This is a genomic window from Sphingobacterium zeae (assembly GCF_030818895.1).
In the GTDB taxonomy this organism is placed as follows: domain Bacteria; phylum Bacteroidota; class Bacteroidia; order Sphingobacteriales; family Sphingobacteriaceae; genus Sphingobacterium; species Sphingobacterium zeae.
This window is the reverse complement of record NZ_JAUTBA010000001.1, coordinates 1854236-1880226: the sequence shown is the minus strand read 5'-3', so window position 1 is coordinate 1880226 and position 25991 is coordinate 1854236. Positions and strand designations below refer to the sequence as shown.

20 protein-coding genes are annotated in these 25991 nt (G+C 38.6%); 8 read left to right on the top strand and 12 right to left on the bottom strand.

The window, feature by feature from the left end:
• Positions 1 to 161 precede the first annotated feature (161 nt).
• The 7 genes from QE382_RS07805 to QE382_RS07775 form a co-directional block, all read right to left on the bottom strand.
• Entirely contained in the window at positions 162 to 1304 is a 1143-nt protein-coding gene (locus tag QE382_RS07805) for a TlpA disulfide reductase family protein (protein WP_307185378.1), read from the bottom strand.
• A 33-nt stretch (positions 1305 to 1337) separates the two neighbouring features.
• The gene (locus QE382_RS07800) at positions 1338 to 2972 is read right to left on the bottom strand and encodes a S41 family peptidase (RefSeq protein ID WP_307185377.1); all 1635 of its coding nucleotides are present in this window, start codon (positions 2970 to 2972) and stop codon (positions 1338 to 1340) included.
• Positions 2973 to 2991: 19 nt separating this feature from the next.
• Positions 2992 to 4995 carry a TlpA family protein disulfide reductase gene (locus QE382_RS07795; protein ID WP_307185376.1) on the bottom strand — a complete coding sequence of 668 codons (2004 nt, stop codon included), beginning with the start codon at positions 4993 to 4995 and terminating at the stop codon, positions 2992 to 2994.
• A 10-nt stretch (positions 4996 to 5005) separates the two neighbouring features.
• Complete coding sequence (locus QE382_RS07790; RefSeq protein WP_307185375.1) at positions 5006 to 6370, bottom strand: RagB/SusD family nutrient uptake outer membrane protein; 1365 nt, start codon at positions 6368 to 6370, stop codon at positions 5006 to 5008.
• Positions 6371 to 6380: 10 nt separating this feature from the next.
• Positions 6381 to 9941 (bottom strand): SusC/RagA family TonB-linked outer membrane protein, encoded by a 3561-nt coding sequence (locus QE382_RS07785; protein WP_307185374.1) that lies wholly within the window; start codon positions 9939 to 9941, stop codon positions 6381 to 6383.
• A 26-nt stretch (positions 9942 to 9967) separates the two neighbouring features.
• A complete protein-coding gene (locus QE382_RS07780; protein ID WP_307185373.1) occupies positions 9968 to 10996 on the bottom strand; it encodes a FecR family protein in 1029 nt (342 codons plus the stop codon).
• Positions 10997 to 11169: 173 nt separating this feature from the next.
• Positions 11170 to 11766 (bottom strand): RNA polymerase sigma factor, encoded by a 597-nt coding sequence (locus QE382_RS07775; RefSeq protein WP_307185372.1) that lies wholly within the window; start codon positions 11764 to 11766, stop codon positions 11170 to 11172.
• Positions 11767 to 12063: 297 nt separating this feature from the next.
• Between QE382_RS07775 and QE382_RS07770 the strand changes: the two genes are divergently transcribed.
• The 5 genes from QE382_RS07770 to QE382_RS07750 all read left to right on the top strand — a co-directional run bounded on the left by QE382_RS07770 (position 12064) and on the right by QE382_RS07750 (position 18728).
• A complete protein-coding gene (locus tag QE382_RS07770; RefSeq protein WP_307185371.1) occupies positions 12064 to 14565 on the top strand; it encodes a TonB-dependent receptor in 2502 nt (833 codons plus the stop codon).
• A 279-nt stretch (positions 14566 to 14844) separates the two neighbouring features.
• A complete protein-coding gene (locus QE382_RS07765) occupies positions 14845 to 15624 on the top strand; it encodes a histidine kinase (protein ID WP_307185370.1) in 780 nt (259 codons plus the stop codon).
• Positions 15615 to 16673 (top strand): sensor histidine kinase, encoded by a 1059-nt coding sequence (locus tag QE382_RS07760; RefSeq protein WP_307185369.1) that lies wholly within the window; start codon positions 15615 to 15617, stop codon positions 16671 to 16673. The genes QE382_RS07765 and QE382_RS07760 overlap by 10 nt, the downstream gene beginning before the upstream one ends.
• Positions 16670 to 17371, top strand: a complete 702-nt coding sequence (locus QE382_RS07755; RefSeq protein WP_307185368.1) for a LytR/AlgR family response regulator transcription factor — start codon at positions 16670 to 16672, stop codon at positions 17369 to 17371. Before QE382_RS07760 ends, QE382_RS07755 begins: the two co-directional genes overlap by 4 nt.
• Before the next feature lie 58 nt (positions 17372 to 17429).
• A complete protein-coding gene (locus QE382_RS07750; RefSeq protein WP_307185367.1) occupies positions 17430 to 18728 on the top strand; it encodes a hypothetical protein in 1299 nt (432 codons plus the stop codon).
• A gap of 75 nt (positions 18729 to 18803) precedes the next feature.
• Here QE382_RS07750 and QE382_RS07745 read toward each other — a convergent pair whose 3' ends face one another.
• From QE382_RS07745 to QE382_RS07725, 5 genes are read right to left on the bottom strand one after another with little or no spacing between them, the layout of a single operon-like run.
• Complete coding sequence (locus QE382_RS07745; protein ID WP_307185366.1) at positions 18804 to 19508, bottom strand: lycopene cyclase domain-containing protein; 705 nt, start codon at positions 19506 to 19508, stop codon at positions 18804 to 18806.
• On the bottom strand, positions 19505 to 19963 hold the full coding sequence (locus QE382_RS07740) for a sterol desaturase family protein (protein ID WP_307185365.1): 459 nt from the start codon (positions 19961 to 19963) through the stop codon (positions 19505 to 19507). The genes QE382_RS07745 and QE382_RS07740 overlap by 4 nt, the downstream gene beginning before the upstream one ends.
• A gap of 20 nt (positions 19964 to 19983) precedes the next feature.
• The gene (locus QE382_RS07735; RefSeq protein ID WP_307185364.1) at positions 19984 to 20820 is read right to left on the bottom strand and encodes a phytoene/squalene synthase family protein; all 837 of its coding nucleotides are present in this window, start codon (positions 20818 to 20820) and stop codon (positions 19984 to 19986) included.
• 4 nt (positions 20821 to 20824) lie between these two features.
• Positions 20825 to 22303: a bifunctional phytoene desaturase/3,4-desaturase gene (gene crtID, locus QE382_RS07730; protein ID WP_307185363.1), complete on the bottom strand. Its 1479-nt coding sequence runs from the start codon at positions 22301 to 22303 to the stop codon at positions 20825 to 20827.
• A 52-nt stretch (positions 22304 to 22355) separates the two neighbouring features.
• A complete protein-coding gene (locus QE382_RS07725) occupies positions 22356 to 23006 on the bottom strand; it encodes a MarR family winged helix-turn-helix transcriptional regulator (RefSeq protein WP_209577997.1) in 651 nt (216 codons plus the stop codon).
• A gap of 349 nt (positions 23007 to 23355) precedes the next feature.
• Between QE382_RS07725 and QE382_RS07720 the strand changes: the two genes are divergently transcribed.
• The 3 genes from QE382_RS07720 (at position 23356) to QE382_RS07715 (ending at position 25941) form a co-directional block, all read left to right on the top strand.
• Positions 23356 to 23871, top strand: a complete 516-nt coding sequence (locus tag QE382_RS07720) for a YciE/YciF ferroxidase family protein (RefSeq protein WP_307185362.1) — start codon at positions 23356 to 23358, stop codon at positions 23869 to 23871.
• Between the two features lie 258 nt (positions 23872 to 24129).
• Positions 24130 to 24309, top strand: a complete 180-nt coding sequence (locus QE382_RS23530) for a DUF5670 family protein (protein ID WP_370877874.1) — start codon at positions 24130 to 24132, stop codon at positions 24307 to 24309.
• A gap of 297 nt (positions 24310 to 24606) precedes the next feature.
• Positions 24607 to 25941, top strand: a complete 1335-nt coding sequence (locus tag QE382_RS07715) for an SDR family oxidoreductase (RefSeq protein ID WP_307185361.1) — start codon at positions 24607 to 24609, stop codon at positions 25939 to 25941.
• The last annotated feature ends 50 nt before the right edge of the window (positions 25942 to 25991 follow it).

The following is a 25991-nucleotide window of genomic DNA, read 5'->3' as shown; positions in this document are numbered from 1 at the left end:
GAAATGGAATATTGTTTTTTGAAACTTAAGAATAGATTATATTAGTCGATTAAGGAGATAATTACGCTATTTTAAGTCGATACGGCTGCCTTGAGTTTACAGCCGTACCAACTAAATAAAAATTAGGTCTTAACTATAGGATTTTAGCGTGCACCTATAAACTACTTAGCAAAAATTTCAGCTAGTTTTTTATCTAATTCTTCACCACGCAAATATTTAGCAATGATTTTTCCATTTGGATCAACCAGGAAATTCATAGGAATAGCCTTAACATCGTACATTGCTCCAGCTTCGTTTTCCCATCCTTTGAGATCCCCCACCTGTTTCCAAGTCAGCCCATCATCTTGAATAGCTTTTAACCATTTTGCTTTATCCGCGGCTTTATCCATGGAAACGCCTAGAATTTCAAAGCCTTGTTTCTGATATTTCGCATAGGCTTTTACTAAATTTGGATTTTCACGACGGCAAGGGGCACACCAAGATGCCCAAAAATCAATGAGGACATACTTTCCACGGTAGTCCGATAACTTGACCGGTTTACCGTCCACATCGGGTTGTGTAAAATCTTGTGCTTCTACCCCTTCGCTTGTTTTTTTAACCAAAGCGATACGCTTAGCGAGATCCTTTCCGAGGATAGAGCTCTGTAAACTCGGATCCAATGTGCCAAATATTTTTTCGGCTTTGATGGCATCAAATTCGGGCGGTAATGTGGAGTTGAAAGCCATCAACGCCATGTAGCTTTTGGGATTTTTGGCGACGTAATCCAATTTTGCATCTATTGTCTGCTGTTGTATCGCATTAGCCCGATCCTCTAGGGTTTTGATATATTTGGGATCTTGTTGGTCTGCGAGCGATTTGGATTTATACTCATTTTCAAGTCCCTCATACTGATCATATATTGGTTTCAGCATGGCATTAACGCGTTCATTTTCAGCATTCAAAGGCGATCCAGTTATTTTCGCATGTTTGATAGAATCTGCAGCTGCGAATTTGATCGTTGTTCCTTCTATCAAAAATGCTAATATATCCTGCTTAGGTGGTTTGGCGGGATCAAAAGGAGCATTATCGTGGATGATACGCAAATGTGCTTCCATCGGTGAAGGAATGCTTCCTTTAAACTCAAATTTACCGTCTTTCATATCTACGGAATCAATGCGTTCTTTTCCGTCATAGTTAAGACGAAGATAAGCTTTTGCAGGTTTGTTTAGTTTACCTACAGTTCCTTGTAAAGTATAATTTTGTTGCGCATATCCCAAAGCTGGCAATATGCAGGCTAAAGCTAAAGCCCATTTTATATTCTTCATATTGATATAATAATTATTGTACTATTTTAAAATCTATTTAGACACTTTCGTCACGCCTTTTTTTATGCTTTGCCCAACGATATTTGTCTGTAAAAGTTGTTTATAAAGCTTATCATCACGAAGGACTAATAAGGCCTCCCTGAAGCTCTTGTTAGACTCATTTCTGACACGTGCCATATAATCGCCACCGGTGTAAAGCAAAGAAGCAACCTGTGCTTTAAATTCAATATCAATGGCATCATGAGCGTCTAGATGATTTTCCGGCGGGATAGTAATGGATCGCTTATGTGCTCCGGCAACAAGTTGGCGGTGAACTTCTTTAGGGACTTTAAAGCGGGAATTAAATGCATCAAAGTTCGGATATGCACTCAGAAGCGCTGTACGATTCTGCTGCACAAATTCAATCCCTCCTTTAGCGACAATACCGTTGTTCATCAGCTGCGCCATCCACGTGCTATATTCATTGGTATCGATAGGCACAAAACGGTCCGGCATAATTCCGCCGCCCCCATACACCGTTCTTTTATTTCCCAATGTGCTATACTTTAAGGAATCTGGAAAAGAAATATGTCCTTCTTCCAGCAGCTCTTTGGATGCCATACGGCGATTAAAATCCTGAAAATAATCTTCCTTTCCTTTTGTGTAAGGTTTCTGAATCGACCGACCGGAAGGGGTATAGTAACGTGCGCCGGTAAGCTGCATTTGTGAACCATCGGATAATGGAACGGGTTTCTGCATTAACCCTTTTCCAAAACTGCGCCGACCGATGACCACGGCACGATCCCAGTCCTGAAGTGCTCCTGTAACGATTTCACTGGCTGAAGCCGTGGACTCATCAATTAGGACGACCAATTCCCCATCATAAAATTGACCATAACCACCAGTGAAGTAGTAATCTTTTCCGCCTTGGTTTGGTACGGAATAAAACACAATTTTTTCTTTGGGCAAAAACTCGTCAGCGACACCAATAGCAGATTGCACATACCCGCCGCCATTACTCTGCAAGTCTAGGATCAATTTTTTCATACCCTGATCTTTAAGACTCTTTAAGGCAGCATCTATTTCCTGACGCGTAGTCTGATTGAAAATTGAAAGGGAAATATAACCAATCTGATTGTCGACCATATAACTTTCGCGAACAGATCTCTCCAGTATATTTTCACGAATAATACTTATCTCCTTACTTTCCTTGCTTCCCGTAGACATTATTGTTAATACCACTGGCACATCTTTTTCGCCACGCAATTTTTCCATAATCTCGCGGTTGCCCCATTTTTCCCCAACAATGCTCTCGCCATCGATCCGGAGTATCTGATCGCCCACACGTAATCCTGCACGCATGGCTGGCCCATCAGCATTTACTTTAGAGACGAAAGTTTGCTCATTGTCTTTTAGGAATTGGATGCCAATTCCAGCGAAACTTCCACTCATGGCCACATTCATCTGCTCCGCTTCCTCACGACTAGTGTACCGTGAATGGGGATCTAAATCCGATATCATCGCTCTGATCGCTGCATCCACCAAATGCTCTTCATTGACCTGGTCGACATAATTCTGCTGAATAAGCTTCAGTGCCTCTTCAAATTTATATTTTGGATTCATCTGCGCCTGCAGCGACAGCCCCACACCAAGCATTCCCACGAGTAAGCTCGTTGCTTTCCTATTCATATTGTATCTTGATTTAAATCTATTTTTCGTTTTTAAGGATTTCAATCGCAAGGGATAGTTCATCCATCAATTTGCTGGGACTTCCTGAATATCCGCCTGAGCAATAGCGCACACGACCGTTTTTAACAATGATCTTGCGCGGAATGGATGAATCGCCAAATAAAGGAACCAACTGCTTGAATAACAAATCCTGCTCGTTCGTCTTAGGATTGACACTGTCATGCAATAAGTTGAAACGGAACCCTTCCCCACGAACATAGTTGACAGACTTATCTTTATAGTTTCCAGTCTGCATGGTTCCTAGCATATATATCGCAACCTCTTTATCCTGTGCATATTTGTCGACTAGAAGCTGCATTCCCGGAAATGCCATGATACATGGGCGACACCAAGTAGCCCAAAAATCCACAACAACAATTTTATCTTTCCAGTCTTCTGGTGTGATAAATAGTCCTTCAGCCGTTTCCAAACGAAAGTCGGGCATCGGATGATTGACCCAGTTATGGTCTACATAGGCTTGCATTGCGGCTTTTTGTTCATCCGATTTCAATCCCGCCAGATAAGCTTGGTACCCACTTTCATCATTGGGGTGTCCTTTTAAGTAAATTGATTTTAGTTTATCAAACATCCGCGGAGTCATCGCATTGTAACGGGCACTCATTTCTAGTAAAGGCAAAATTTGCTTTTCATCATTGAGTCCCTCCAGTACTTGTAGATTAATTTCGTTAAGATCCGCATTACTGTATTTGCCATCTTCAGAGAGCAGCAGAAAATATTTTCTCGCTTCCGCATATTTTTTAAGATCGTTTAACAAAGAAATATGCGTAAAAAGACGGTCATCCAAATTTTTCACTACATTGGAATCTGCCTGAGCCTGACGATCAAAATCATCTTTGTAGGAATTATCGCCACGGCGAGCAATCATTTTGGGTAGGATTGCTTCAGACACTTGATAGAGGCTATCTTTACCGACCATTTTAAACATATAGGCACGCATAATATTCCAGCGCATCAACTCATTTCCTGTTCTAAAATCGAGATCATCGTATAACTTAGCAAACTTGTCGAGCTGTTTGGTTTCGAAGTATGCCGATCCTAGTCCGCGGTATATCGCATAATAAATAAATCCCTGAGCATTGGGACGCTGGCGCCACTGCTGAACAGGAAAACGTTGTAAAAACTTTTCATAGGAAGTGATTATTTCAGCGTTACTCGGATTGCCACTCATCGTATTACTATAAGCAATAAAACGAGCTGTCGCTCCACTTGGGTAATCCGTATTTACACGCTTCTCGATCAATTGTATCACTTCAGTGTCTTTTAGTCTTGAACTCGCAAACGAATAAAGCTGACCAAGCACTTCATCGCTCAAATCTTTTCGTTGTAATTGCTGCGTGATCAGTTTTTGGGCATATGCAGGAAAAGCATCCCCCAAAGCCAATTTTTGTAAATTCATAAATGACTGAAAATAGCGAAGGTGTTGTTTACCTGATAAGGCAAACTCCTTATCCGCTAAACTTTTCATATAGTCAGCAGGCATCGCAGCCGGCTGCGTATTATAGTATGAAAAAATTCCACCGCCAGCGATCTCAGGTTGCTGGAAAGCAGCTTCTCCAAGGTAGGCGCCAGGAACAGCTTTTCCTTTTGCATCACTTAAAGCTACCGCATAGCCCCGATCCTGATTATTATCTGTTACGTCGGGATGGTCAAAATCGCCCTGATAGAATTTTACAGCAATAAAAGCTGTTGTCGATTTGACTGGTAGTATTACTGTCCATAGCCCTGCTGCATTTTTTTGCATGGGAAGACTAATTTGCCGCCACGAAAAATCTTCGAAAAGAAAACAGGCCGCATTTATCGCATCACTAAATTCGAGGTCCTTATCTTTAGCATTGTAAACTACCTCGACAGGTCCAGATGTTCTAGGTTTGGCTGGTTTGAAAAGACTGCTGTCAAATCGAGGCTGCGCATACGACACAGCCTGGACAAACAACAACACTAAAAAAATTATCTGCTTTTTCATCTTATATAAATTATCTGGGGTTTTGGCCAATTTCAGGATTGAGAGTCAACACTTCCTGGTTGATGGGGTATATTAAACGTGGGCTTGAAGCCGTCAAGGTATAAGTCTGTCCGTTTAAAGTACGGCTAACAGATTTAAAATAATTACCATCCAACGTAAGGCGGCGCATGTCGTACCAACGTAGATCCGTTCCAACAAATTCGCGACGACGCTCGTCGACTACCGACTGCAGTAAGTCACCATTGATATCTGTCGGTGAAAGTGCGATGTATTTACTGGCTGCAAAACGCTTCTTACGCAATAGATTTAGCAATTCGACTACTTTGGCTACATTATTTTGACGAGCGTATACTTCTGCTCGATTAAGAATGATTTCGGGGCTATTCAAACCTACATAAGAGTTGTAATAATAAGGGTTATTAAATAAAGGTTTGATATATACAGATCCTTTGTATGTATTGACATCGGTACCAATGAATAATTTCAGCCGAAGATCATCAGCTTTGTACAGTGCGATAAGCTCAGGATTTATTGGGCCGCGTATAAATCCTGAGCTTAACTTTGACAAGAGTACTTCCTTATCATCAATCAGCCGAGGATAGGAGCCTGAAACGTAGTCCTCCAGATTATACACTGTAGGATCTAAAGCTAAGGCCAAGTCGGCATATCTACCAGCTTCTTCAAAATTACGCATTGTCAAGTATACTCTTGATAACAAGGCATAAGCGGCAATTTTGGAAGGATGGTAATTAAAAGTCGGATAATTAGGTAGATTTTCCGTAGCCAAGCTTAAATCTGTGATCATCTGTTCATAAATCCGAGCTAACGACACACGGCTTAGGTTTTCAAAAAGATCTGCTTTTAGCAATAATGGTAATCCGGGTTGGCTCTCAGCCTTTGTGGGATCATATACTTGGGCATACTGATTGGCTAAAGAAAAATAGGCAAACGCGCGATGAACACGAGCTTCAGCAGCTACGGCAAGCTTTTGTGCCGTTGTGCCATTTTGGCTTTCCATCACCCCGTCAAGAATTTCATTGGCAATGTAAATCTGCTTATACAGATTATTCCAGGCTACATCTTGCTGATTATCTACATAGAAATAATCATTCCAGATATAAGCTCTTTGGTAATTCTCGCCCCAGGACAATGAAGCTGTAGTTGGGACTTCCGCAGCGATATTATCACTTGTGATAAGTGGCAGAATATACGAACTTTCAAAGTTACCCTTATTGTTTAGAAGATAACGAAAATCGTCGGTTGTTTTCAGGGTACGTTTATCATACTGATCTACTTCTACAAATTTCCTACATGAAGCTGCCAATAATACGCTCGAGGATAGTAGGCTATAGAGGATAATATTTTTAATTTTCATGATTTCAAGTTTAAAAAGATAGGTTTAGACTCATAAAATACGTTGGTGAGGGCGGAAGATTTGAATAACTATTCAATGTCCGATAACTTGGATCAATTCCATCTTTATTTTTTCGCCAAAGTAAGCCCAGATTGCGAACACTCGCATTTACGTTTACAGATTTAAACGGTGTATTTTCCAAGGTTTTGAATGGAAAACTATAACCTAGATCAATCTGTTGCAAGCGAACATTACTACCACTGATTACCAACGCATCCGAATTAGCATAACGTGACAAACTATTGTATTGGTAACCTTGCTTACTAAGTCCTGGCACGTTTGTGAAAGCTTCATCTCCAGGTTGACGCCATCTCTTTGCTAAATCAGACTGAAGACCTATGACTCCAGAATAGGGAGCATAATCTGGATAGTTTTGTACGGAAAGTCGTCTAAATACATGTCCCAATTCGTAAGTTATACGAACTCCTAAGGTAAAATTACGATAGGAGAATGTATTGAATAGTCCACCAAAATAGGGCGGTGTGGTACGCCCCACTTTCACAAGGTCTTCGGGTGAAAGAGCTGTAGCAGGTGCATCAGCATTGACAATTTCTCCATTTTGTTTGTATACCTGCGAACGTCCTTGATTATCTAATCCTGCCCATCGGTAGGCATAGACATAATCTATTGAATTTCCGACAATCGGAATAGTTCCATTGATGTAGTCAAGCACCCGAGTCGGATTGCTGAAACGCGAATCTGTGACTTTATTGGTATTATAACCAAAATTGAATAATGTATTCCATTTCACCTTAGATTGCAACCAAACAGCCCTTAAGCCTAAATCAACACCTTGTCCCGACATTGTCGAGCTATTAAATTTCAGACGCGTCCAGCCATAGGTTGGGTTGAACGGAAAATCATAAATAATATCAGAAGATTTCTTCGTATAATAATCTACGTTAAGCTGTAGTCTGTTGTGCCAGATGCCGTAATCTACGCCAATATTTAGTGTATGGACTTTTTCCCAGCTAATCTGACTATTAGCAGGAGATACAATTTCTGCCGTTACTTCATTTGTAATGTTATCATTACTTGTATTGATCACAACCACCCTATTTGCACCTGTTGGCAAAATACCGTTGACTCCGTAGGTCATACGAATCCCCAAAGCATCTACCCATGTCGATTCTTTTAAGAAGTTTTCTTTTTTAACATCCCATTTTCCACCTACAGACCAAAGTGGCTTACCGCGCTCACTCTTAGAAGCACCAACTAGCGTAAAATCATCAAATCGAATACTTCCAGAAAGTACATATTTACCGTTAAAAGCCGAAAAAGCGCCATTGGAATAGTAAGATAACGCTCGGTTTCTATTCTTTGCAATGGCAGCATTGGAACTGAAATAATTATCCCAACCATAAATCGTTGCGTAACTTCCTGTTGGATTTATAACGGCAAATGAATAGGTATCAGCGTTGAATCCTAAATAGTTATCTCCGGATGACCGGTAATTATTTTGTTTCCATTCGGCACCGGCGAGAAAATTCAAATTATGCTCCATAGACCTGCCAAAAGCTTTGTTGATATTCAGCTGCGAACGGAAAACGTACTGGGAGCCGTTGTAATTTTGAATGCCCAATCGACCTCCCATCGGATAGCCATATACATAATTTCCATTAGCATTGAAAGTTGTACCGACATTGATCTGATTTCTCTGGCTATAACTATTTACCCCGTCAACATTTTCCGTATTGTTCAGCTGCCGCTGCCATTGCCCCATTACCGAGAGATCTGCCCAACTGGCCAGTTTGGTATTGATATCCATATGCATCCGCAACCCATGATTTTGATTATTATAATTTGCAGCAGTAAGCTCTTCTATTGGATTATAAGCCCAATCCATATAACCTTTTTTCTCAAAATCCTGTGAGACCTCAGGTCTAAATTGAATATAGCGTCGTATGTTATTTCCGTTCTCATCTTTCAACAGATCATAAGGGAGGAGGCCGCCTGAACTAATATTTGATGATAGAGCGTTGATTACGGCAGAATTACCAATGGAATTCCCATAATTATACGTAATACCGGTAGCTAACTTAACCCGGTCGTTGAAAAGCATATTGGTAAGATTAGCCGTTGTATTGAAGCTTTCTGCTTTATTTGCGCGAAACACGGGGACATCTTTTGTATAATTGGTGGAGACAAAGTAGGTGCTCTTATTGGCTCCTCCCGAGATCGAAAGATTATACTGTTGGGAAGTCGCTTTCTGCAATAGATAGTCTTTGATTTGATTACGATTATCAGTAGATGCAAGTCTTGAGAGTGCTGCATCGCGTTCCTGCTCAGTAGCTGTCCCCCGTATTGCACGAAAAATCCATTCGAGTGATTCAGAGTGAGGTTTGCTACTATTAAATGCGTCCCAGCTATTTTTTTCGATATTGTCTGCTATAAAGCCTTCCTCGACCAATTGTTTTTCAAGGTCAATATATTGCGACGAAGACATCCTGTCCATTTTATTCAGATCAGCTGGAGAGGCGATACTTAAGGAAGTACCGAAATTGATTGATGTTGGGGTAACTCTTCCTTTTTTAGTTTCAATAACGATTACCCCATTTGCGGCTTTGGCCCCCCAAATTGAAGATGCCGCAGCATCCTTCAATACAGTTATGCTTTCGATATCGTTCGGATTTATTCGGCTTAATACCGCACCACCAGAGCTCTGTGTATTGCCTTTATTTGTAAGCGAAAACTGGGCATCAACTGTTTCTGCCATCGGGAATCCGTCAACTACGATCAATGGTTCTTTTGGAGTTCCCCCAGTCCCAAAAGTATTTATACCCCGTATCTGGATGTTATTTGTTCTTGGATCTACATACATTCCCGGTACAAGACCCTGTATTCGTTCAAGAATATTAATCGCTGGTGTTTCCTGTAATTGCTTGGACGTCACACTTCCAAATGAACTAGTAGCTCTATCTTTGGGTATTTTAGTATATCCCATAGACACAACTTCAACATCATCCAACACACTGACTACCTCCTCCATTGTCACATTAATCTGGTTGCTACTGCCGATTACCCTACGCTGCGGCTCCATTCCCATGTAAGAAAAAATAATGGCATCAGCAGGTTCTGTAAGACGTAGTGTATAACTTCCGTCGCTACTGGATGTCACTCCCGAACGCACGGCATGTCCATCAGACATGACTGTAGCACCAACCAAGGGCGTACCTTTACTATCTTTCACAAAGCCTGAAATAGTCTTCCAATACAGGTCATTACCATCTTTACTTCCCTTATCTCTATTGTCACGAATAATGGTAAAGTAGTTATTTTGAACGTACAGGAAAAGATAATTGTTTGGATAGAGCAGTTCCTTCAATACTGTCTCCACAGGAAGCCTTTTGTTTTTTGGAATATCCTCACTGTTAACAAAGGCATCCCGGATCAGCCCCTCTTCATAGGAAAATTTAGTTCCGTAGATCCGGGTAACTTCGCTAAGAGCCTGACTGAGACTCGCTCTTTTTTGCGCAAAACTACCCGTGGTACTCAACAGGCAGACTATAGGCACAAGTAATTTAGTTTTCATAAATTTCGATTGATTAGTGCTCGTTTTTAATTAGGTTTTATTATTATTTGTTTGTTTTTCATTTCGATGTTTACATTCATAGTATGTTTGATAACAAAGAGGATGTCATCTATTTTTTTGACCGGTATAACACCTGTAAATCGCTTATTGAGCAATGATGGATCTTCTACTACAACTTGATAGCCATAGTTATCTTCCAACACATCTACAATATTTGCTAAGCTGCTATGCTCAATACTGAGTTCACCGCGCGTCCAGGATAGCACCCTATTGCCATCGTTAGTAACAACACGATTTTCCTTTGCAGATGTATCATAGACGAACGTCTCTCCTGGTTTTAGGATACGATCTTCACCGTTTTGTCCCTGAATACGGACACTTCCCTCAAACAGCGCCACTTCAATACGCCCACGACGGTCCTTTACATTAAACTTTGTCCCCAAAACAGTTAATGAAAGGTCGCCCACATGTACAACAAAGAAGTCGCTTTCGCGCATGCGATTTTTAACGGCAGTATGCTTTACCTCAAACATCCCTTCTCCTTCAAGCCAAACTTCGCGCGGTTTATCCGTTTTCCAACTTCGCACGTATGAAATGTGAGAATTACTATTTAGTCTGATGATAGAAGAATCCGGAAGGGAAAGGATACGTTGCTCACCGAAGGCCGTAGTTGTTTCTTTAGTCCCAAATTGGCTAACATCATATACCACCATTGTAAATACCAAGATGGCTGCTGCAGAGGCTGTCCACCGTAACAAAGTGCGTACAATCCGACTACGTTGTTTTTTACTTTCGTAAATTGGAATTTGTGCTTGAATCCTCGCCCAGCGCTGTTCACTACTTAAGGTACTTTTTGCAGTGGTCTGATTTTGGATCAATAAGACCCATGTTTTGGCAAGAGCCATTTCATCCGAAAGATGTGGATAATGAAGAATAAGTTCAGACCAAAAATCGGTTGAGGCGTCTGCCGGCATTAAAGCCGCTAATACAAAATCCTCATCCGCAAAAAAATCTGCTGACTTATAATCTTTATATTTTGATAATCGAGAGTTCATACTGTTTTATATAGGTTACACCTCTCGACAGAATTTTACCCCAATAAATTATATTTTTTTTAAAAAAAACAGAATTCCTCAACCAAATCATCATTAAACAGCGTTAACAAGGACTATGATTGTAAATACTGCCTATTATTTATTCGAGTGAAATTTGAAGATAGGTGAAAAATTTAAGGATAGCGTAGCGTGTTAAGTATGTGCAGTAATACCAATAAACCAAATGCACCAAAGTGTTTTCTCAAACTATCGAGAGCCCTATAATACAATTTGTAAGTATCTTTAGTAGAGAGTCCCATAATTTCGGCGATTTCGTCATAAGGCAATTCATCAAAAAACCGGAGATGTATAACTTCTCTTTGGCGTGTTGTCATCTGCTGAAGTGCTTGATCAAGCTTATCTCTAATTTCCTGCGCACGCTCTTGACGTATCATACTGAGATCGTGAGGTAATTCGATGGTAAAGGGCAAATAATCGAGGGAAGATTGAGCAACATCTGCCCTTCGCAGCGATTGTTCTATTTTCTTGATCAACGTCCTTCGAAACGCTTTAAAAAGATAGTTCTTTACAGCAACATCCGCACTTAAGGTATCCCTATTGCACCATAGTTTTACAAATAGCTCTTGAATACTATCTTCGATGATTTCTTCGTCTTGCGTAAATTTAAATCCATAATTGAACAACAGGTGGTTGTAGCGTTCAAAAAGTATTTTGAACGAAGGTTCATGTCCAACTTGAAACATTTGCCAAATCTGTTGATCAGAGTTCATTTATAAATTTGAGCCGTTTTTGCTTTTCAGTTTAAGTAGATAAAATTTAATTCAAAAATAGTAATTTTTTTTGATCAATCTAATCATTGGTTAGATATGCATAAGCATTACTATTCAGTCTCCTTTTGATTGTACCCCTATTTTATAAAACGATCTGCAATTTGTGGGGAACTACCTATGCTATCTCATTTAACCTAGCAATACATATTTCTGTCGCTACTCACACGCATTTCATCTCATATTCCTAACACAACTTCGCTGAACCGATAAATTTGAATTGTAATCAGATTTTTAAGAATGAATAAAAAAGAAACAATAGAACAGATCTCGAAACTATCCCAAGTAGCAGCTGCCGACTGTGATAAAGTGCTCAATGCCCTCAAAATCGTGCTTGGCCAAAAATTATCGAAAAAAAAAGGATTTCGGTATAGCTTCAACTTGCTCTATAAAATTATGGAAAAATTAAAGGATAAAATGGTTATTATAGTGTTTTTTACCTTAATTTCTACGGCTGTTCATGGTCAGATTTCACTAACGCAAAAAATAGGCGGAGTTGTTACAGATCGATTATCCGGCAAGCAGCTCGCGGCAGTATCTATCCGAGTAATGGAAAAACCAGATTTGGTTGCAGTAACCTCCGACAAAGGGGAATTCGTTTTTACTAATCTGCCAGTCGGAAGATATACCGTACAGGCTTATTGCCTAAGTTACGAGCTTACAGTGATTAAAGAGATTATGTTAACTTCTCAAAAAGAGGTGGCATTAGAAATTGCGATGGATCCGACACATTATACCTTGAATGACGTGGTCGTGGTAGCCAATAAGGAACGAGCTTCTAATAAAATGGCACTTACTGGTGGGCGTTTACTTCGGATTGAGGAAGTTAATCGGTATGCCGGCGGAATGGACGATCCCGCCCGCCTGGTTAGTTCTTTTGCCGGAGTATCTACAAGTCTTGGAAATAATGGCATCTCAGTTCATGGAAATGCTCCAAGTATGCTTCAATGGAAACTTGAGGGAATAGAAATACCAAATCCAAATCACTTTGCAGATATAGCAACTTTGGGCGGCGGCATACTGACTTCATTGAGCACAAATGTCTTAGCCAATTCGGACTTCTATAATAGCGCCTTTCCTGCAGAATATAACAATGCGGTATCAGGGGTGTTTGACCTCAAATTGCGGACGGGAAATAATAGAAAACATGAACATACCTTCCAGGCAGGCTTACTTGGCTTGGATTTCGCTTCGGAAGGACCTCTTAGCAGGAATAATGATGACTCTTATTTGATTAATTACCGCTATTCTACAACAGGCTTAATGAGCAAACTTAGCGCTGGGGAAACTAATGGACAATTATTGGATTATCAGGATCTAAATTTTAAATTAAATTTTCCGAGTAAGCATAAAGGAACCTTTTCAATGTGGGGAAACGCATTAGTCGATAGGTTTCGTACAAAAAAAGAACCGGAATCAAGCTGGAAATATACGGATGATCATAAATCCTCAAAAACAGATCAGATGTCTGCAGCAGCCGGAATTACCCACCGCTATTTTTTTGAGAATGGAGGAGTTCTTCGTACCACTTTGGCCACGACCTATTCGAATAATAAGGCAACTGAAGATATCTTCAGTGATAGTACCGAAATGCCCTACTTAAATTTAAGAAACCGCTATACCAATTTGATTTTAACATCGTCTTTTGATAAAAAATATGCGGAGAAGCATAGCAATAAAACCGGCTTTACGGTAACGAACATGTATTATAATACCCTGCTGGATCGTTCACCTTTTGTAGGAAAACCATTGCAGGCAATTTCCGAAGGAAAAGGGACAACCACATTGCTTTCAGCTTACAGCAGTTCATTAATTGAATTTAACAAGAAAATCTATATTACATTAGGGCTAAATGCACAGTTATTGACCCTGAATAACCATTGGACCGTTGAGCCACGGGCAGCTATCCGGTGGTCTTCAGGACCTAAAAGCTCAATTGCTATGGCTTATGGCCTACATAGCCGTATGGAAAAGATGGACGTATATCTTGTAAGAGATAAAGCCAATGGCCAACCACTAAACAAGGATGTTGATTTCACCAAAGCACACCATCTGTCTTTATCCTATCAATACAAAGTGTCGGATAACATGCGTATCAAACTAGAGCCATTTTATCAATATCTTTTCCATGTACCAGTGATTGCGGATAGCTCATATTCCATCCTTAACCGCAACCTTTTCTACGTGGAAGATGCCTTGGTAAACCGCGGCAAAGGACAGCATGTCGGATTGGATATTACAATCGAGCGCTACTTACAGAAAGGTGTTTATTATATGTTGACAGCCACACTATTTGACGCAAAATTTGCGGGAGGTGACGCCATTTGGCATAACGGCAAATTTAACAGGCGTTTTATCATAAATGGATTGACAGGCAAAGAATGGTTTATGAACAAACAGCAACGGGATCTACTAAGTGTTAACCTGAAATTGACCTTACAAGGCGGAGAACGATATGCTCCAGTATTGGAAAAATCTTCCCTTAATCATCCCGATAAAGAAATCCAATACGAGGAAAAAAATGCATTCGCCAAACAATTCTCCCCCATGTTTATCGCTAATTATTCGATAAGTTATAGACTTAACAGATTGAATCGATCGCACGAGATTGCAATCAAATGGCTGAATGTTACTGGCGCCAAAGAGTATTATGGGCATCAATACAATCTAAAGACAGGAATCATAGAGCCTAAAAAACAGGCAACATCACTTTTTAATATACTGTATAGAATGGATTTTTAATGTAATTTTAGTACCTAAATGAGCCAAAACATACCATATCATTTTTTATTTAACTCCAATTATAGACTATGGAGGCATCTGACCTTTATTTTTACCCTAGTTATTATTACATTTAATCAAACATTTATAGTGTATCAAGACAATCTGTCTTCTTTGGGAAACACTATCTTTTTAATTTGTTTTCTTTCATTTGTCACTTACCTACTAACAACATATCTGAATTATTTTTACCTCATACCAAAGTTCCTACTAAACGAAAACTATACCATTTATATCGTTTTGTTAATAGTTATTGTGGTAGCGCTTATGGGCTGCACGCTTTTTTTGGAATACGCCATACGCACAATTTTGAGCCTACCGCATCGCATAACATCCTATAGCAATCCAATCATCCTGATAGACAGCCTATCTTCCTCAGCAATGACTATAATCTGCCTATGGAGCATGTCCGTTATCAAACTCTTTCGCAAATGGAATAAAAAGAACGAAGATGTGATGATGCTGGAGCAGAATTTCCTTGAAACAGAAGTAAACAAACTGAAAGGGCAAATTTCGCCAATCTTTATGTCGAGAGCCTTACGTAAAGCTGCCTTAATAACCGCATCAGATCCGCAAAAAGCGTCGCAGATATTGATGTTACTTGGTCATTTACTGCGCTACCAACTCTATGACTGCAATAGAAATAAAGTTTTCCTTAATTCCGAAATAATCTTCCTAAAAAACTTACTACAATTAAAAAAAATTATTGAAGATAGCTGTTTTGAATATGTTTTGGAGGTAAAGGGAAAAACCAACAATTTGCTGATTTCCCCCCTTTTATTCATCGTATTGATACAGTCCATACTGATAGCAAATGAAATTAAAAGCTTAAGTATTAACCTTGAAATTTCAGAAAAAAAAATACGCTTTATCGTAAACTATGAGAACACTTATCGATTACCCCCGGAATACAAAATGGAAATAGCCGACAAATTAAATATGCTCTATCCTGATTTATACATATTTACAATGGAATCCGGAAATATCAGTCTTCAACTCGATCTAAAGGAATGGAAATAGCCGTAGAAAATAAAGAAATTGCTTTCTTAATTGAAGATCGCTACAGCATACAAAGGCATCTTTGTATGCAACTATTTATGCTGTTAATTTCAATTGGGATATTCTTCGATGCGCCTGATAAACTAAACCTATCTTTCGACAGAACTTGCGGTTGGGTATCCTACTATTTGTTTATGAATATGCTGGTTTATGTAAACGTTTACCTGTTATTCCCCTACTTTTTGGCCCAAGATAGGCTGATACATTATTTAATTGCTGCCGTGTCATTTTCCGTAGTTGCGCTATTGATCGTGATGATCCTACAACATATGTTCTACGATATCGCAGTCAGCCGAAACGATCCCAGCCCTACAGCTATATTTCTGAGTTTAGCATCTAGCCTATTGGCAATCATCCTATTTATTGTCGGCACTTCATCCCTTTTACTATTTAAGCCTTTAATAAAAAGCAAAATAAAGCAGCAGGAGTTACAAAAAGCAACTACTGAATCGGAACTCAAATTTTTAAAGAGTCAAATCAATCCTCATTTTTTATTCAATACGATTAATAATGCCAATATACTGGTGGATGAAGATCCAAACATGGCAGCCCATATTTTAACCAAACTGGATGACTTACTGCAATACCAGTTCACTAACAACACCAACGATAAAGTTTCATTGTCTGACGATCTATGTCTATTGACAGACTATCTGGAATTGGAGAAAGTCAGAAGGGACCAATTTGAGTTCAATATAAAAATTTGGGGAGACAGCAATAAAGTAATTGTTGCTCCGCTGTTATTCATCCCATTTGTGGAAAATGCAGTTAAACACAACCTAAACAGTAATGGCATATCTTATGTTAATATATCCTTTCAATTAGAAAAAGATTCCCTTATTTTTATATGCGAAAATTCGAAATCTATAAACCAAAGGCAAACAGAAAGGGGAGGCATCGGATTGAGTAATATTGTCCGTAGATTACAGTTGCTTTACGAAAATCGACATGCTTTAGAAATAGAAGAAACAGAACAAAATTATATCGTAAAATTAACGCTACTATTATGAGATGTATCATTGTAGATGACGAGCCTATAGCGCGTAAAGGAATACGGAAACTAGTCGATCAGATTGCATCTCTTGAACTTCTTGAAAGTTTCAACAATGCTGTTTCTGCGGGTATATTCATACAACAAAACGCTGTTGATTTAATCTTTCTAGATATCAATATGCCAGAAATTAACGGAATTGAGTTTGCACAAAATATTCCCAAAAATACGCTTGTGATTTTTACCACGGCTTATTCCGAATATGCTGTAGATAGCTATGAAGTCGATGCAATCGATTATCTTGTTAAACCTATAGACGCCGTTCGTTTTCGTAAAGCTGTAGATAAGGCGATTGTTTATCACGGCCTTCTTTTGGATGAAGAGAATAAAAATTTAGAGCAAATCACGGGTGATTATATTTTTGTAAAATCCGACCGTAGATTTTTTAAGATCAATCTCAGCGAAATTCTTTTTATTGAATCACTTAAAGATTATGTCATTTTCCAAATGGAAGATCAACGCGTGATTACACGTATGACCATAAAGAATATACATGACTGGCTTCCAAAATCTATTTTCTTACGAATAAATCGCTCATATATCATCAATAAAAATAAAATAGATTCATTTGACCATAATGACGTTTTTATCGACAAATATGAAATCGCGATTGGCAAAACCTATCATGATACATTTTTTCAAGAGATCCTCCCTTAACACACGCTAATTTAAACTGGCCAGCCTATTTTGAAAGTCAATTATTCCCCATACAATTATGAAAAAAATATTCACTCTTCTCTTTGTTATCCATCTTACTGCACAGGGTTATGCACAACACAAGCAATATGAAACAGCCCATATAAACGTATGGTTTGAAGAGCTCAAAACTGCTTCAGATAAGAGTTTCAAGTTGTGGAATAAAAATATATACGGACCAATTCTTCTTATTGATCCCGCCACACGCACGATCTATGCCAACGAATTGGATGGAAAAAAAACTTTAAAACCATCAGCGAACCTATACACTGGAATTCTACCTCAGGAGGTCAATTTTTCCAACACGGCACTCGATTGGAATGACAAGAGGTGGGCAATGGTCATGTTGCCTCTTCCAGAAAACAGGGATGATCGTGTAAATCTGCTCGCACATGAGTCCTTTCATCGCATACAACCCGATTTGAATTTCTCATTAAATAATGCGAACAATAATCACCTCGACGAAAAATATGGCCGGATTAGCTTACGTCTTGAATTTGAGGCTCTAAAACAAGCTTTAATGTCAACACATAAAAATGATATGAAACGTCATCTTAACAATGCCTTATTTTTTAGAAAATATAGATACGTCCTATTCGATGAAGCTGCTAAAAATGAGAATTTATTGGAAATTAACGAAGGAATTGCCGAATTTACAGGAATAATAGTCAGTGCCCGCAGCGATGAATCGACAAAACAATATCTTATAAATGGTATCAACCGATCTCAAAACAATCGCACCTTTGTAAGATCATTTGCCTACCAAACGACGCCAACTTATGGTTATCTGCTGTATAAAAAGGATAAAAATTGGAATAAAAAAATAGATAAAGAAACTGATCTAACAGCATTATTTATTCGGGAGTTTGCAATTTCTCTTCTTCCGCCAACTGAACAAAATTTTAAGAATCTTTCCAAAACATATAACGCAGCTGCAATTTTTGAAGAAGAAAATAAAAGGGATACTGAAAATAAACGCTTAGTCAAAACTTACAAAAATAAGTTTGTGGAATCTGCTCATTTTGAAATTCAATTCGAGAAAATGAACTATTCTTTCGACCCTAGAACCATCATTCCGATCGAAAACTTGGGCACATACTACCCCACTACCCGAATTACCGATGTTTGGGGGATTTTAGATGTCAAAAATGGGGCTTTAATTAGTCCTGATTGGAAAAAGGTATCCATCACTAAACCCACATCCATTGAGAAAAATCTCATTAAGGGGGACGGATGGACACTAGAACTCAATAGTAATTACACGATAGAAATTGATCAACAAAACAATTTTCACTTAAAGCATGTAGAAACGAAATAACGAAATTAAGTCAGAATCAGCTTGTCTACGACATATATAGTATACGTTTCCCTAATCCGATTGATCCAATGCATCTCACTTCGCTATTGGATCCACACCTTTATTTTGAAATTTTTTAAAAAAATAGAGAACCAATAAAAATTGTGTATAGCCATATACCGCATCTTCTACAGGAATAGTCAGTATCCTGATGCCCATGAATTCCATTGGGTTGTAATTCACTATCGGCGATTCCAATCCAGTTCCCGTGAGTATACCATTCACAGGTAAAAATCCCAACATGAGCAGGGTAAAAACCAAAGAGGCTTGCGTAATCCATTGCACGCGTAAAACAAAATGGAAAATCACCAGTGTTAAAATAGTGACTACAGCGGTTACCAAGGTATAAATTCGATCGGTATAACGAAGAGCCACCACTGCGCATATAATGATACTTACAAAAACAACGATGTTGTTAAACGCGGAAAGGGATTGCAGTCTAAAAAATTTATCAATGCAAAAATAAGTAAAAATACAAGAAAAAGGAATGAAGATAAAGAACAGCCACTCTTCTATTGGCAGTCCCGCTATTACCAGTCCTAAAGTATATCTTGTGTCAAACCACCAAACGCCCTCACTTGTAAACCACACGTCCCAAGCGATAAAAAATATAGCAACAAGTGCAGCCGATTTCAAGAATGGAAAAAATTCACGGTCGAATCGAAGCCGCTTGTCGAAGGATGCGACAAAACAGATTACTACCGTAAAAAATAAGATAAGCGAATAAGTATATTGCATCATATTTTTTCATTGTTAGTATACATTTTAAAGTATTTCATCGGAACATATAGAAAACCGAAACATTCGCCTTCTTCCTTGCCCAAATGTTTGTGATGCTGCTTGTGAGCACGCCGAAGAGCCAAAAAATAACGATTATTTGTTTTACTCATCCATTTAAAACGCTGATGTATAAAAATATCGTGAACGAAAAAATAAGCCATGCCATACAGCATAATCCCAATGCCAATATAAAAAAGATAATTGTAATTTCTTAAAGAGCCAAAATACATTAGGGCGATGGTAGGAACAGCAAAAATAATGAAGAAGTAATCATTCTTCTCCAAAAATCCCTGGTTACTATGATCATGATGATCCCTATGGAGTACCCATAAGAAGCCATGCATAATATATTTATGAATTAACCAGGTAGCGCCTTCCATGGCGATAAAAGTGAACAGTATAATAAACAAGTTCATATTGCAATAAGCTGATGGATTTATAAATAAGCCGCCTTATAGCGCACGTAACTTTTAACGGCGACATAAGCCTTTTGAATATTAGGTATTCTAATCCTATTTTCCAAGATTTCCTCAGAAGATTTTTTTCGGATCTGTGAAAAGAGAGAAAGATAATATTTATAAGCTAAATAAACTCCAAACTTAGACGACGCAGGTAACTTCTTGATTCCCAAAAGTGCTTCTTTAAATTCGGTATGAATTTCCTCCTCGATACAGCGTTTCATGATATTATCGAATTGCCCCATATCCAAATTTGGAAAGTAGGTACGTCCAAGCACCTGATAATCTTCTTTTAGGTCACGTAAAAAATTAATTTTTTGAAATGCCGAACCGAGCTTCATTGCATAAGGCTTTAACTCCTCATAGCGCTGACGGTCACCTTCACAAAAAACCTGTAAACACATCAGTCCCACGACTTCTGCAGAGCCATAAATATACTCTTTGTAGCGTTCTGAATTGTACTCAACTTTGTTCAGATCCATCTCCATACTATGAAGAAATTGATTGATAAGGGACATATCAATATTATATTTGCGTACGGTTTCCTGAAAAGACTGCAGGATGGGATTTAACGAAATGCCTTCATTTAAAGCATTGGTAGTTTCCAAATAAAGTCGTCCCAATAACCGTTGCTTGTCATAACCATGAAAACTATCGACTATTTCATCAGCCAGTCGTACATAACCGTATATCGCATAAATACTTGCCCGAATGCTCGGCTTTAGAGCCAAAATACCAAGCGAAAAACTTGTACTATACTTTTCAGTTGTTTTTTTGCTCACTTCATAAGCGAGTTCATCAAATAGTTTCTTCATGATCTTATAATTTACGCAATAATTCAATGGCTTCTTTGGCGACTATTTTACCCGATATAATGGATGGAGGTACCCCGGGGCCGGGCACCGTCAGCTGCCCTGTATAAAAAAGATTCTTAACTTTCTTATTCCTGATCTTCGGTTTCAATACCGCTGTTTGTTTCAATGTATTTGCTAATCCATAAGCATTTCCGCCATAAGCATTATAATCGCTTACAAAGTCGCTCACACAGTAACTTCTTTTATATACGATCTGTTCATATAACATATTTGAACCAGTATGCTTTTCTAGACGCTTTAACATATGAATAAGATATTTTTCACGCGTTTCTTCATCGTCCGAAATAGCTGTAGCCAATGGCATTAATAAGAAAAGATTCTCCGTATTTGCAGGCGCCACATTGGGATCCGTTTTGGATGGACAACAAGCATAAAACAAAGGATTCTGAGGCCACTTCTTTTCGCCATAGATACATTCAATATGATCATCCAATGGATGCTCAAAAAACAAGGTGTGATGCGTTAAATTAGGAATAGGAGACTTCATACCTAAGTAATATATCAAACTGGATGGTGCAAACGTTCTGGTTTTCCAGTAATCCTCATGGTAGTTTCTGAACTCTTTATCTAATAATGTTTCAATATGATGATAATCTGCCGAGGCAACCACAACATCATAATCATGATACACTCCGTTAATCTCCAGCGAACTGATCGTATTATTTTTAACCTTCATTCCAGCGACATTATGATCGAAATGAAAAGTTGCGCCTTGCTTCTCAGCCACCTGTTGCATCGCTAGCACCAATTGAAAAAAACCTCCTTTTGGATAATGAGTACCTAATGCATAACCGCCATAATTCATTAGGCTATATAAGGCCGGAATATCTTTGGGTGAAGCACCCAAAAATATAACAGGAAATTCCATTAATGTGCGTAGCCTCTGGTCCTTAAAATATTTAGCAACATAGGATCTAAAATTAGAAAGCAGATCGAGCTTAAAAGCACTAAGAGCAATCTTAGGGGACAGAAATTCACTCCAATTGTGACAGGGTTTATTGACAAAGTCGCGCATGCCTACCTCATACTTAAATTTGGCAGCCTCCATAAATTTATCCAGCTGCTCACCCGCTCCAGGTTCGATCTGCTCAAACAACTGCTTTAATTCCGGATAAGATTCGGGTACGCTAATCTGTCCTGAACTAAATATCATTTCAAATTGCGGATTGAGCGAAACGAGCTCAAAAAAATCAGCTGTACTGCAATCAAAATCTAAAAAAAATGACTCAATGATATCAGGCATCCAGTACCAGCTTGGTCCCATATCAAATTTAAATCCTTCAACAGTGTCAAACTGCCTCGCCCTCCCACCGGGCACCGTATGCTTTTCATAAACATGTACATCGCATCCAGCCTGAGCGAGATAAGCCGCAGCTGAAAGACCTGAAAAACCCGCACCTATAACTGCTACCTTCTTCTTCATTTATGTTAATTTGATTCCTTCTTCTTCACTGATGTTAATTAAACTAAGGATGTTATTTCGCTATATTGATCTGCTCCAACAGTTTATCTGGTGAAATATTCTTATCGTAAATTACCTGATGAAATCTGCTCAGTTTATCCAATAGACTTATTAATGTTATTTTTTCACTGTATGTCAAATTACCTGAAACAATTTGTGTTGCATGCCGTATTTTTTCCATTTGTTGATCTAAAGCTAATCGACCATTTTCCGTAATATAAATCACTTTACTTCGACGATCCGATTCTGAACTTTGCTGGCTAATCCATCCTTGTTTGATTAAACGGTTAATAATGGCCATACCCGCTGGTTTTTCATGAATATTCCTCCTGATTAGCTCCATTTTTGTCATCTCACCAAATGACCTAAGGGTAATAAGATATATATATTCCTCCTGGGTTGAAAAATCAGATTCCCATATAGCCGCTTTAGAATAGCTTTTTGCAAACCTATTCATATGCACAAGTAATGTGCTGATTACACTTTCTGGCGTGCGCCCATTTTCCTTTCCTTCCCAATAGGGCTCAACAGAAGTTCCTGTTTCCTTTGCCGTTATCCAACGCTTAAATCCATCGGAGTCATCGCTAAAGCTATCAGTAACTTCTGTTTCCGCGTCAAATTCCTCGACTAATCCAATGATTTCTTTTAAAAGCTTATACTTCATACATGCAAATTAGAACACTAATATACTATTATAGTTTTATGTATAAAAATAAAGGACTGTTTTGGAATAAAATTAAACCAATCAGAATAATCTAAAGTTTAATCTGATATACTATTAGTTCGTAATATACTAAAAAACAACGATACAATCTGCCATAGAGATCAAATAGACAGCATACGTATTAAATTTTGTTCCGAATGTTACGATTAAACTCACTTTGACTTGATTGAGTAAATGAATGTAAGGGTTTAAATCCTCCCAATTGATTCCTACGAGCGACAATAAGGGAATGAAAATGAGATTTTAAAAACGATCTCATTTTGACAGATGTCCATCTCTAAAAAGAATTATGGCAAAATCGAATCAAAATCAGGAACAAATGCCAAATGAGCATTTACATGAGTTATTTGTAGACGAATTAAAAGATATTTTGGGTGCTGAAAAACAACTTTTAAAAGGTTTAAAGAAAATGAGCAAAGCAGCCGAAGATGAACAACTAAAACAAGCGTTTGAAAAACATCACGGCCAGACCGAACAGCAGATAGAGCGGCTTAAGGAAGTGTTTTCAGTATTGGGAATCGCTGCTCGAGGTAAGAAATGCAAAGCCATGGAGGGGCTTCTAGAGGAAGCTGACGAGATTATCGAGCATTTTGAAGGAGACCCAGCATTGGATGCTGCGCTTATTTCTGCAGCGCAGAAAGTTGAACATTATGAAATTGCAAGTTACGGATGTCTGGTTACCTTTGCAAAGTTGATGAAACATTCAGAAGCAGAGCAATTGCTTCAACAAACACTTGATGAAGAAAAGGAAACAGATACATTACTGACAGAAATTGCTGTTTCAGGCGTAAATGAATCTGCTTAATAATGAATAACGAGAAATGCCCGAACAATCGGGCATTTCTCGTTTCAAATCCTGTGCCGCGATATGAATTCCATTTTATCTGCTGGGTAGCATAAGGGAATCACGCTTTTAAACTTCTATATTCCGAGTACGCATTGATTAATTTTAATCGTACAAGAAATATATATCTCCTCCAAATATCGAAATTGAGCGTTATCTTTTCCGATCAAATTTTAAACGATTTCATCGGGATATTGTTCTCCAATCAAGAAATAGCATATGGAAGATTTATTGTATTCGATAGCCGTTAGCATAATCATTATTTGGGCGGTTACTTTTCTTGGCGGGTTCGTAACAGAAGATACTGTTCATGTTTTATTAATTCTGGCCGTTGTAACCTTTATATTTCGTGCAATAACGGTTAATGGGAGCCGCGAGGCTAGCAGATCTGAGGAATAAGTTATTACCGAAACTCCCCTACGCATCATATAATGGAAAAGCTATATTTATTCTATTTGTAAAAGCCCCGACTATTTACAAAAAAAGGCAGATTTGTACAATGCTCAGGAAAGAATAACTAGCTAAACCGCGAAGTAAATTTAAATATTTATCTAAATTTTAGGATATTTATATAGGAAACAACACAAATAAAAGATGTAATGGCTTATGAAGGTTCTCTTGACAGGTGTGACGGGCTATATTGCCAAACGCCTCTGACCCGTATTATTGGAGCAAGGACATGAGCTTATCTGCTGTGTGAGGGATAAAGATCGGCTCAATATTCCAACTGAACAGCATAATATAAAAGTTATCGAAGTAGATTTTCTAGATAAAGAGACACTCAAAAACTTGCCAACTGACTTTGACGTAGCTTATTACCTGATACATTCGATGGCTACCCAAACTGGTGACTTTCAACGCATGGAAATTGAATGCGCCACCAACTTCAAAAATTTCATTGAGTTGACCAAAGCACAGCAGATTATCTATTTGAGTGGAATAAGTAATTCCAACCAGCTGTCCAAACACCTGGATTCAAGGAAAAATGTAGAAAAGGTATTAGCAAGTGGTTCAATTCCCATTACAACATTAAGGGCTGGTATAATTGTCGGGTCAGGTAGCGCTTCTTTCGAAATCATACGCGATTTAGTAGAGAAACTGCCGATTATGGTCACGCCAAAATGGCTTAAAACGAAATGCCAGCCAATAGCCATCCGGAATGTCATTGAATTTATGGTAGGTGTTGTACTAAACGCTGAAACATACCATAAAAGTTATGATATTGGTGGTCCGGATGTTCTTACTTACAAAGAAATGCTTTTGCAGTATGCCGCTGAGAGAAAGCTTACGAGACATATTTATATTGTTCCTGTTATGACGCCAAGGCTATCTTCCTACTGGCTCTATTTTGTTACTTCCACTTCATACAATTTGGCTAAAAACTTAGTTGACAGCATGAAAGTAGAAGTGATATGTAAACCAAATCGCCTTGCCGAGCAACTTGGCATATCACTGATAAACTACCGAACGGCTATCCAATTGGCTTTCCAAAAAATTGAAAGTAACCATGTGATTTCGAGCTGGAAAGATGCGCAGACCAGTACTATTCTATCTGGAGGATTAAGCAGACTGTTGGAAGTGCCGGCTTATGGTTGCTTTAAAGATGTTCGTAGCGTGACACTCGGCAACAGTGACACTTCATTAAACAAAATTTGGTCTATAGGCGGACAATCGGGTTGGTACTATGGCAATTGGCTTTGGAAAATTAGAGGCTTTATGGATCAATTGGTTGGTGGGGTCGGCATGCGACGAGGGCGGAAAAGCAAAACTGATCTTTCCGCAGGTGACACCCTTGATTTTTGGCGTGTCCTAATTGCAGATAAAAAACAGAAAAGACTACTTCTCTATGCAGAGATGAAATTACCGGGCGAAGCATGGCTCGAATTTAAAATCGAAGGACAAACGTTGATACAAACTGCGACTTTTAGGCCATTGGGAATTTCAGGTAGGCTATATTGGTATGCCGTGCTACCCTTTCACGCCTTTATATTTAAAGGCCTAATCGAGCAAATTGCGAAATTGGAAAAATAATATGGAAACTATGTTGTATTTTCACTGAGAAATGATTACCCACTGATGGG

What these genes read in the sequence shown, in the direction of transcription:
- QE382_RS07805 (WP_307185378.1), bottom strand. Translation starts at nt 1,304, where the DNA reads ATGAAGAATATAAAATGGGCTTTAGCTTTAGCCTGCATATTGCCAGCT.
- QE382_RS07800 (WP_307185377.1), bottom strand. Translation starts at nt 2,972, where the DNA reads ATGAATAGGAAAGCAACGAGCTTACTCGTGGGAATGCTTGGTGTGGGG.
- QE382_RS07795 (WP_307185376.1), bottom strand. Translation starts at nt 4,995, where the DNA reads ATGAAAAAGCAGATAATTTTTTTAGTGTTGTTGTTTGTCCAGGCTGTG.
- QE382_RS07790 (WP_307185375.1), bottom strand. Translation starts at nt 6,370, where the DNA reads ATGAAAATTAAAAATATTATCCTCTATAGCCTACTATCCTCGAGCGTA.
- QE382_RS07785 (WP_307185374.1), bottom strand. Translation starts at nt 9,941, where the DNA reads ATGAAAACTAAATTACTTGTGCCTATAGTCTGCCTGTTGAGTACCACG.
- QE382_RS07780 (WP_307185373.1), bottom strand. Translation starts at nt 10,996, where the DNA reads ATGAACTCTCGATTATCAAAATATAAAGATTATAAGTCAGCAGATTTT.
- QE382_RS07775 (WP_307185372.1), bottom strand. Translation starts at nt 11,766, where the DNA reads ATGAACTCTGATCAACAGATTTGGCAAATGTTTCAAGTTGGACATGAA.
- QE382_RS07770 (WP_307185371.1), top strand. Translation starts at nt 12,064, where the DNA reads ATGAATAAAAAAGAAACAATAGAACAGATCTCGAAACTATCCCAAGTA.
- QE382_RS07760 (WP_307185369.1), top strand. Translation starts at nt 15,615, where the DNA reads ATGGAAATAGCCGTAGAAAATAAAGAAATTGCTTTCTTAATTGAAGAT.
- QE382_RS07755 (WP_307185368.1), top strand. Translation starts at nt 16,670, where the DNA reads ATGAGATGTATCATTGTAGATGACGAGCCTATAGCGCGTAAAGGAATA.
- QE382_RS07750 (WP_307185367.1), top strand. Translation starts at nt 17,430, where the DNA reads ATGAAAAAAATATTCACTCTTCTCTTTGTTATCCATCTTACTGCACAG.
- QE382_RS07745 (WP_307185366.1), bottom strand. Translation starts at nt 19,508, where the DNA reads ATGATGCAATATACTTATTCGCTTATCTTATTTTTTACGGTAGTAATC.
- QE382_RS07740 (WP_307185365.1), bottom strand. Translation starts at nt 19,963, where the DNA reads ATGAACTTGTTTATTATACTGTTCACTTTTATCGCCATGGAAGGCGCT.
- QE382_RS07735 (WP_307185364.1), bottom strand. Translation starts at nt 20,820, where the DNA reads ATGAAGAAACTATTTGATGAACTCGCTTATGAAGTGAGCAAAAAAACA.
- crtID (WP_307185363.1), bottom strand. Translation starts at nt 22,303, where the DNA reads ATGAAGAAGAAGGTAGCAGTTATAGGTGCGGGTTTTTCAGGTCTTTCA.
- QE382_RS07725 (WP_209577997.1), bottom strand. Translation starts at nt 23,006, where the DNA reads ATGAAGTATAAGCTTTTAAAAGAAATCATTGGATTAGTCGAGGAATTT.
- QE382_RS07720 (WP_307185362.1), top strand. Translation starts at nt 23,356, where the DNA reads ATGGCAAAATCGAATCAAAATCAGGAACAAATGCCAAATGAGCATTTA.
- QE382_RS23530 (WP_370877874.1), top strand. Translation starts at nt 24,130, where the DNA reads ATGGAAGATTTATTGTATTCGATAGCCGTTAGCATAATCATTATTTGG.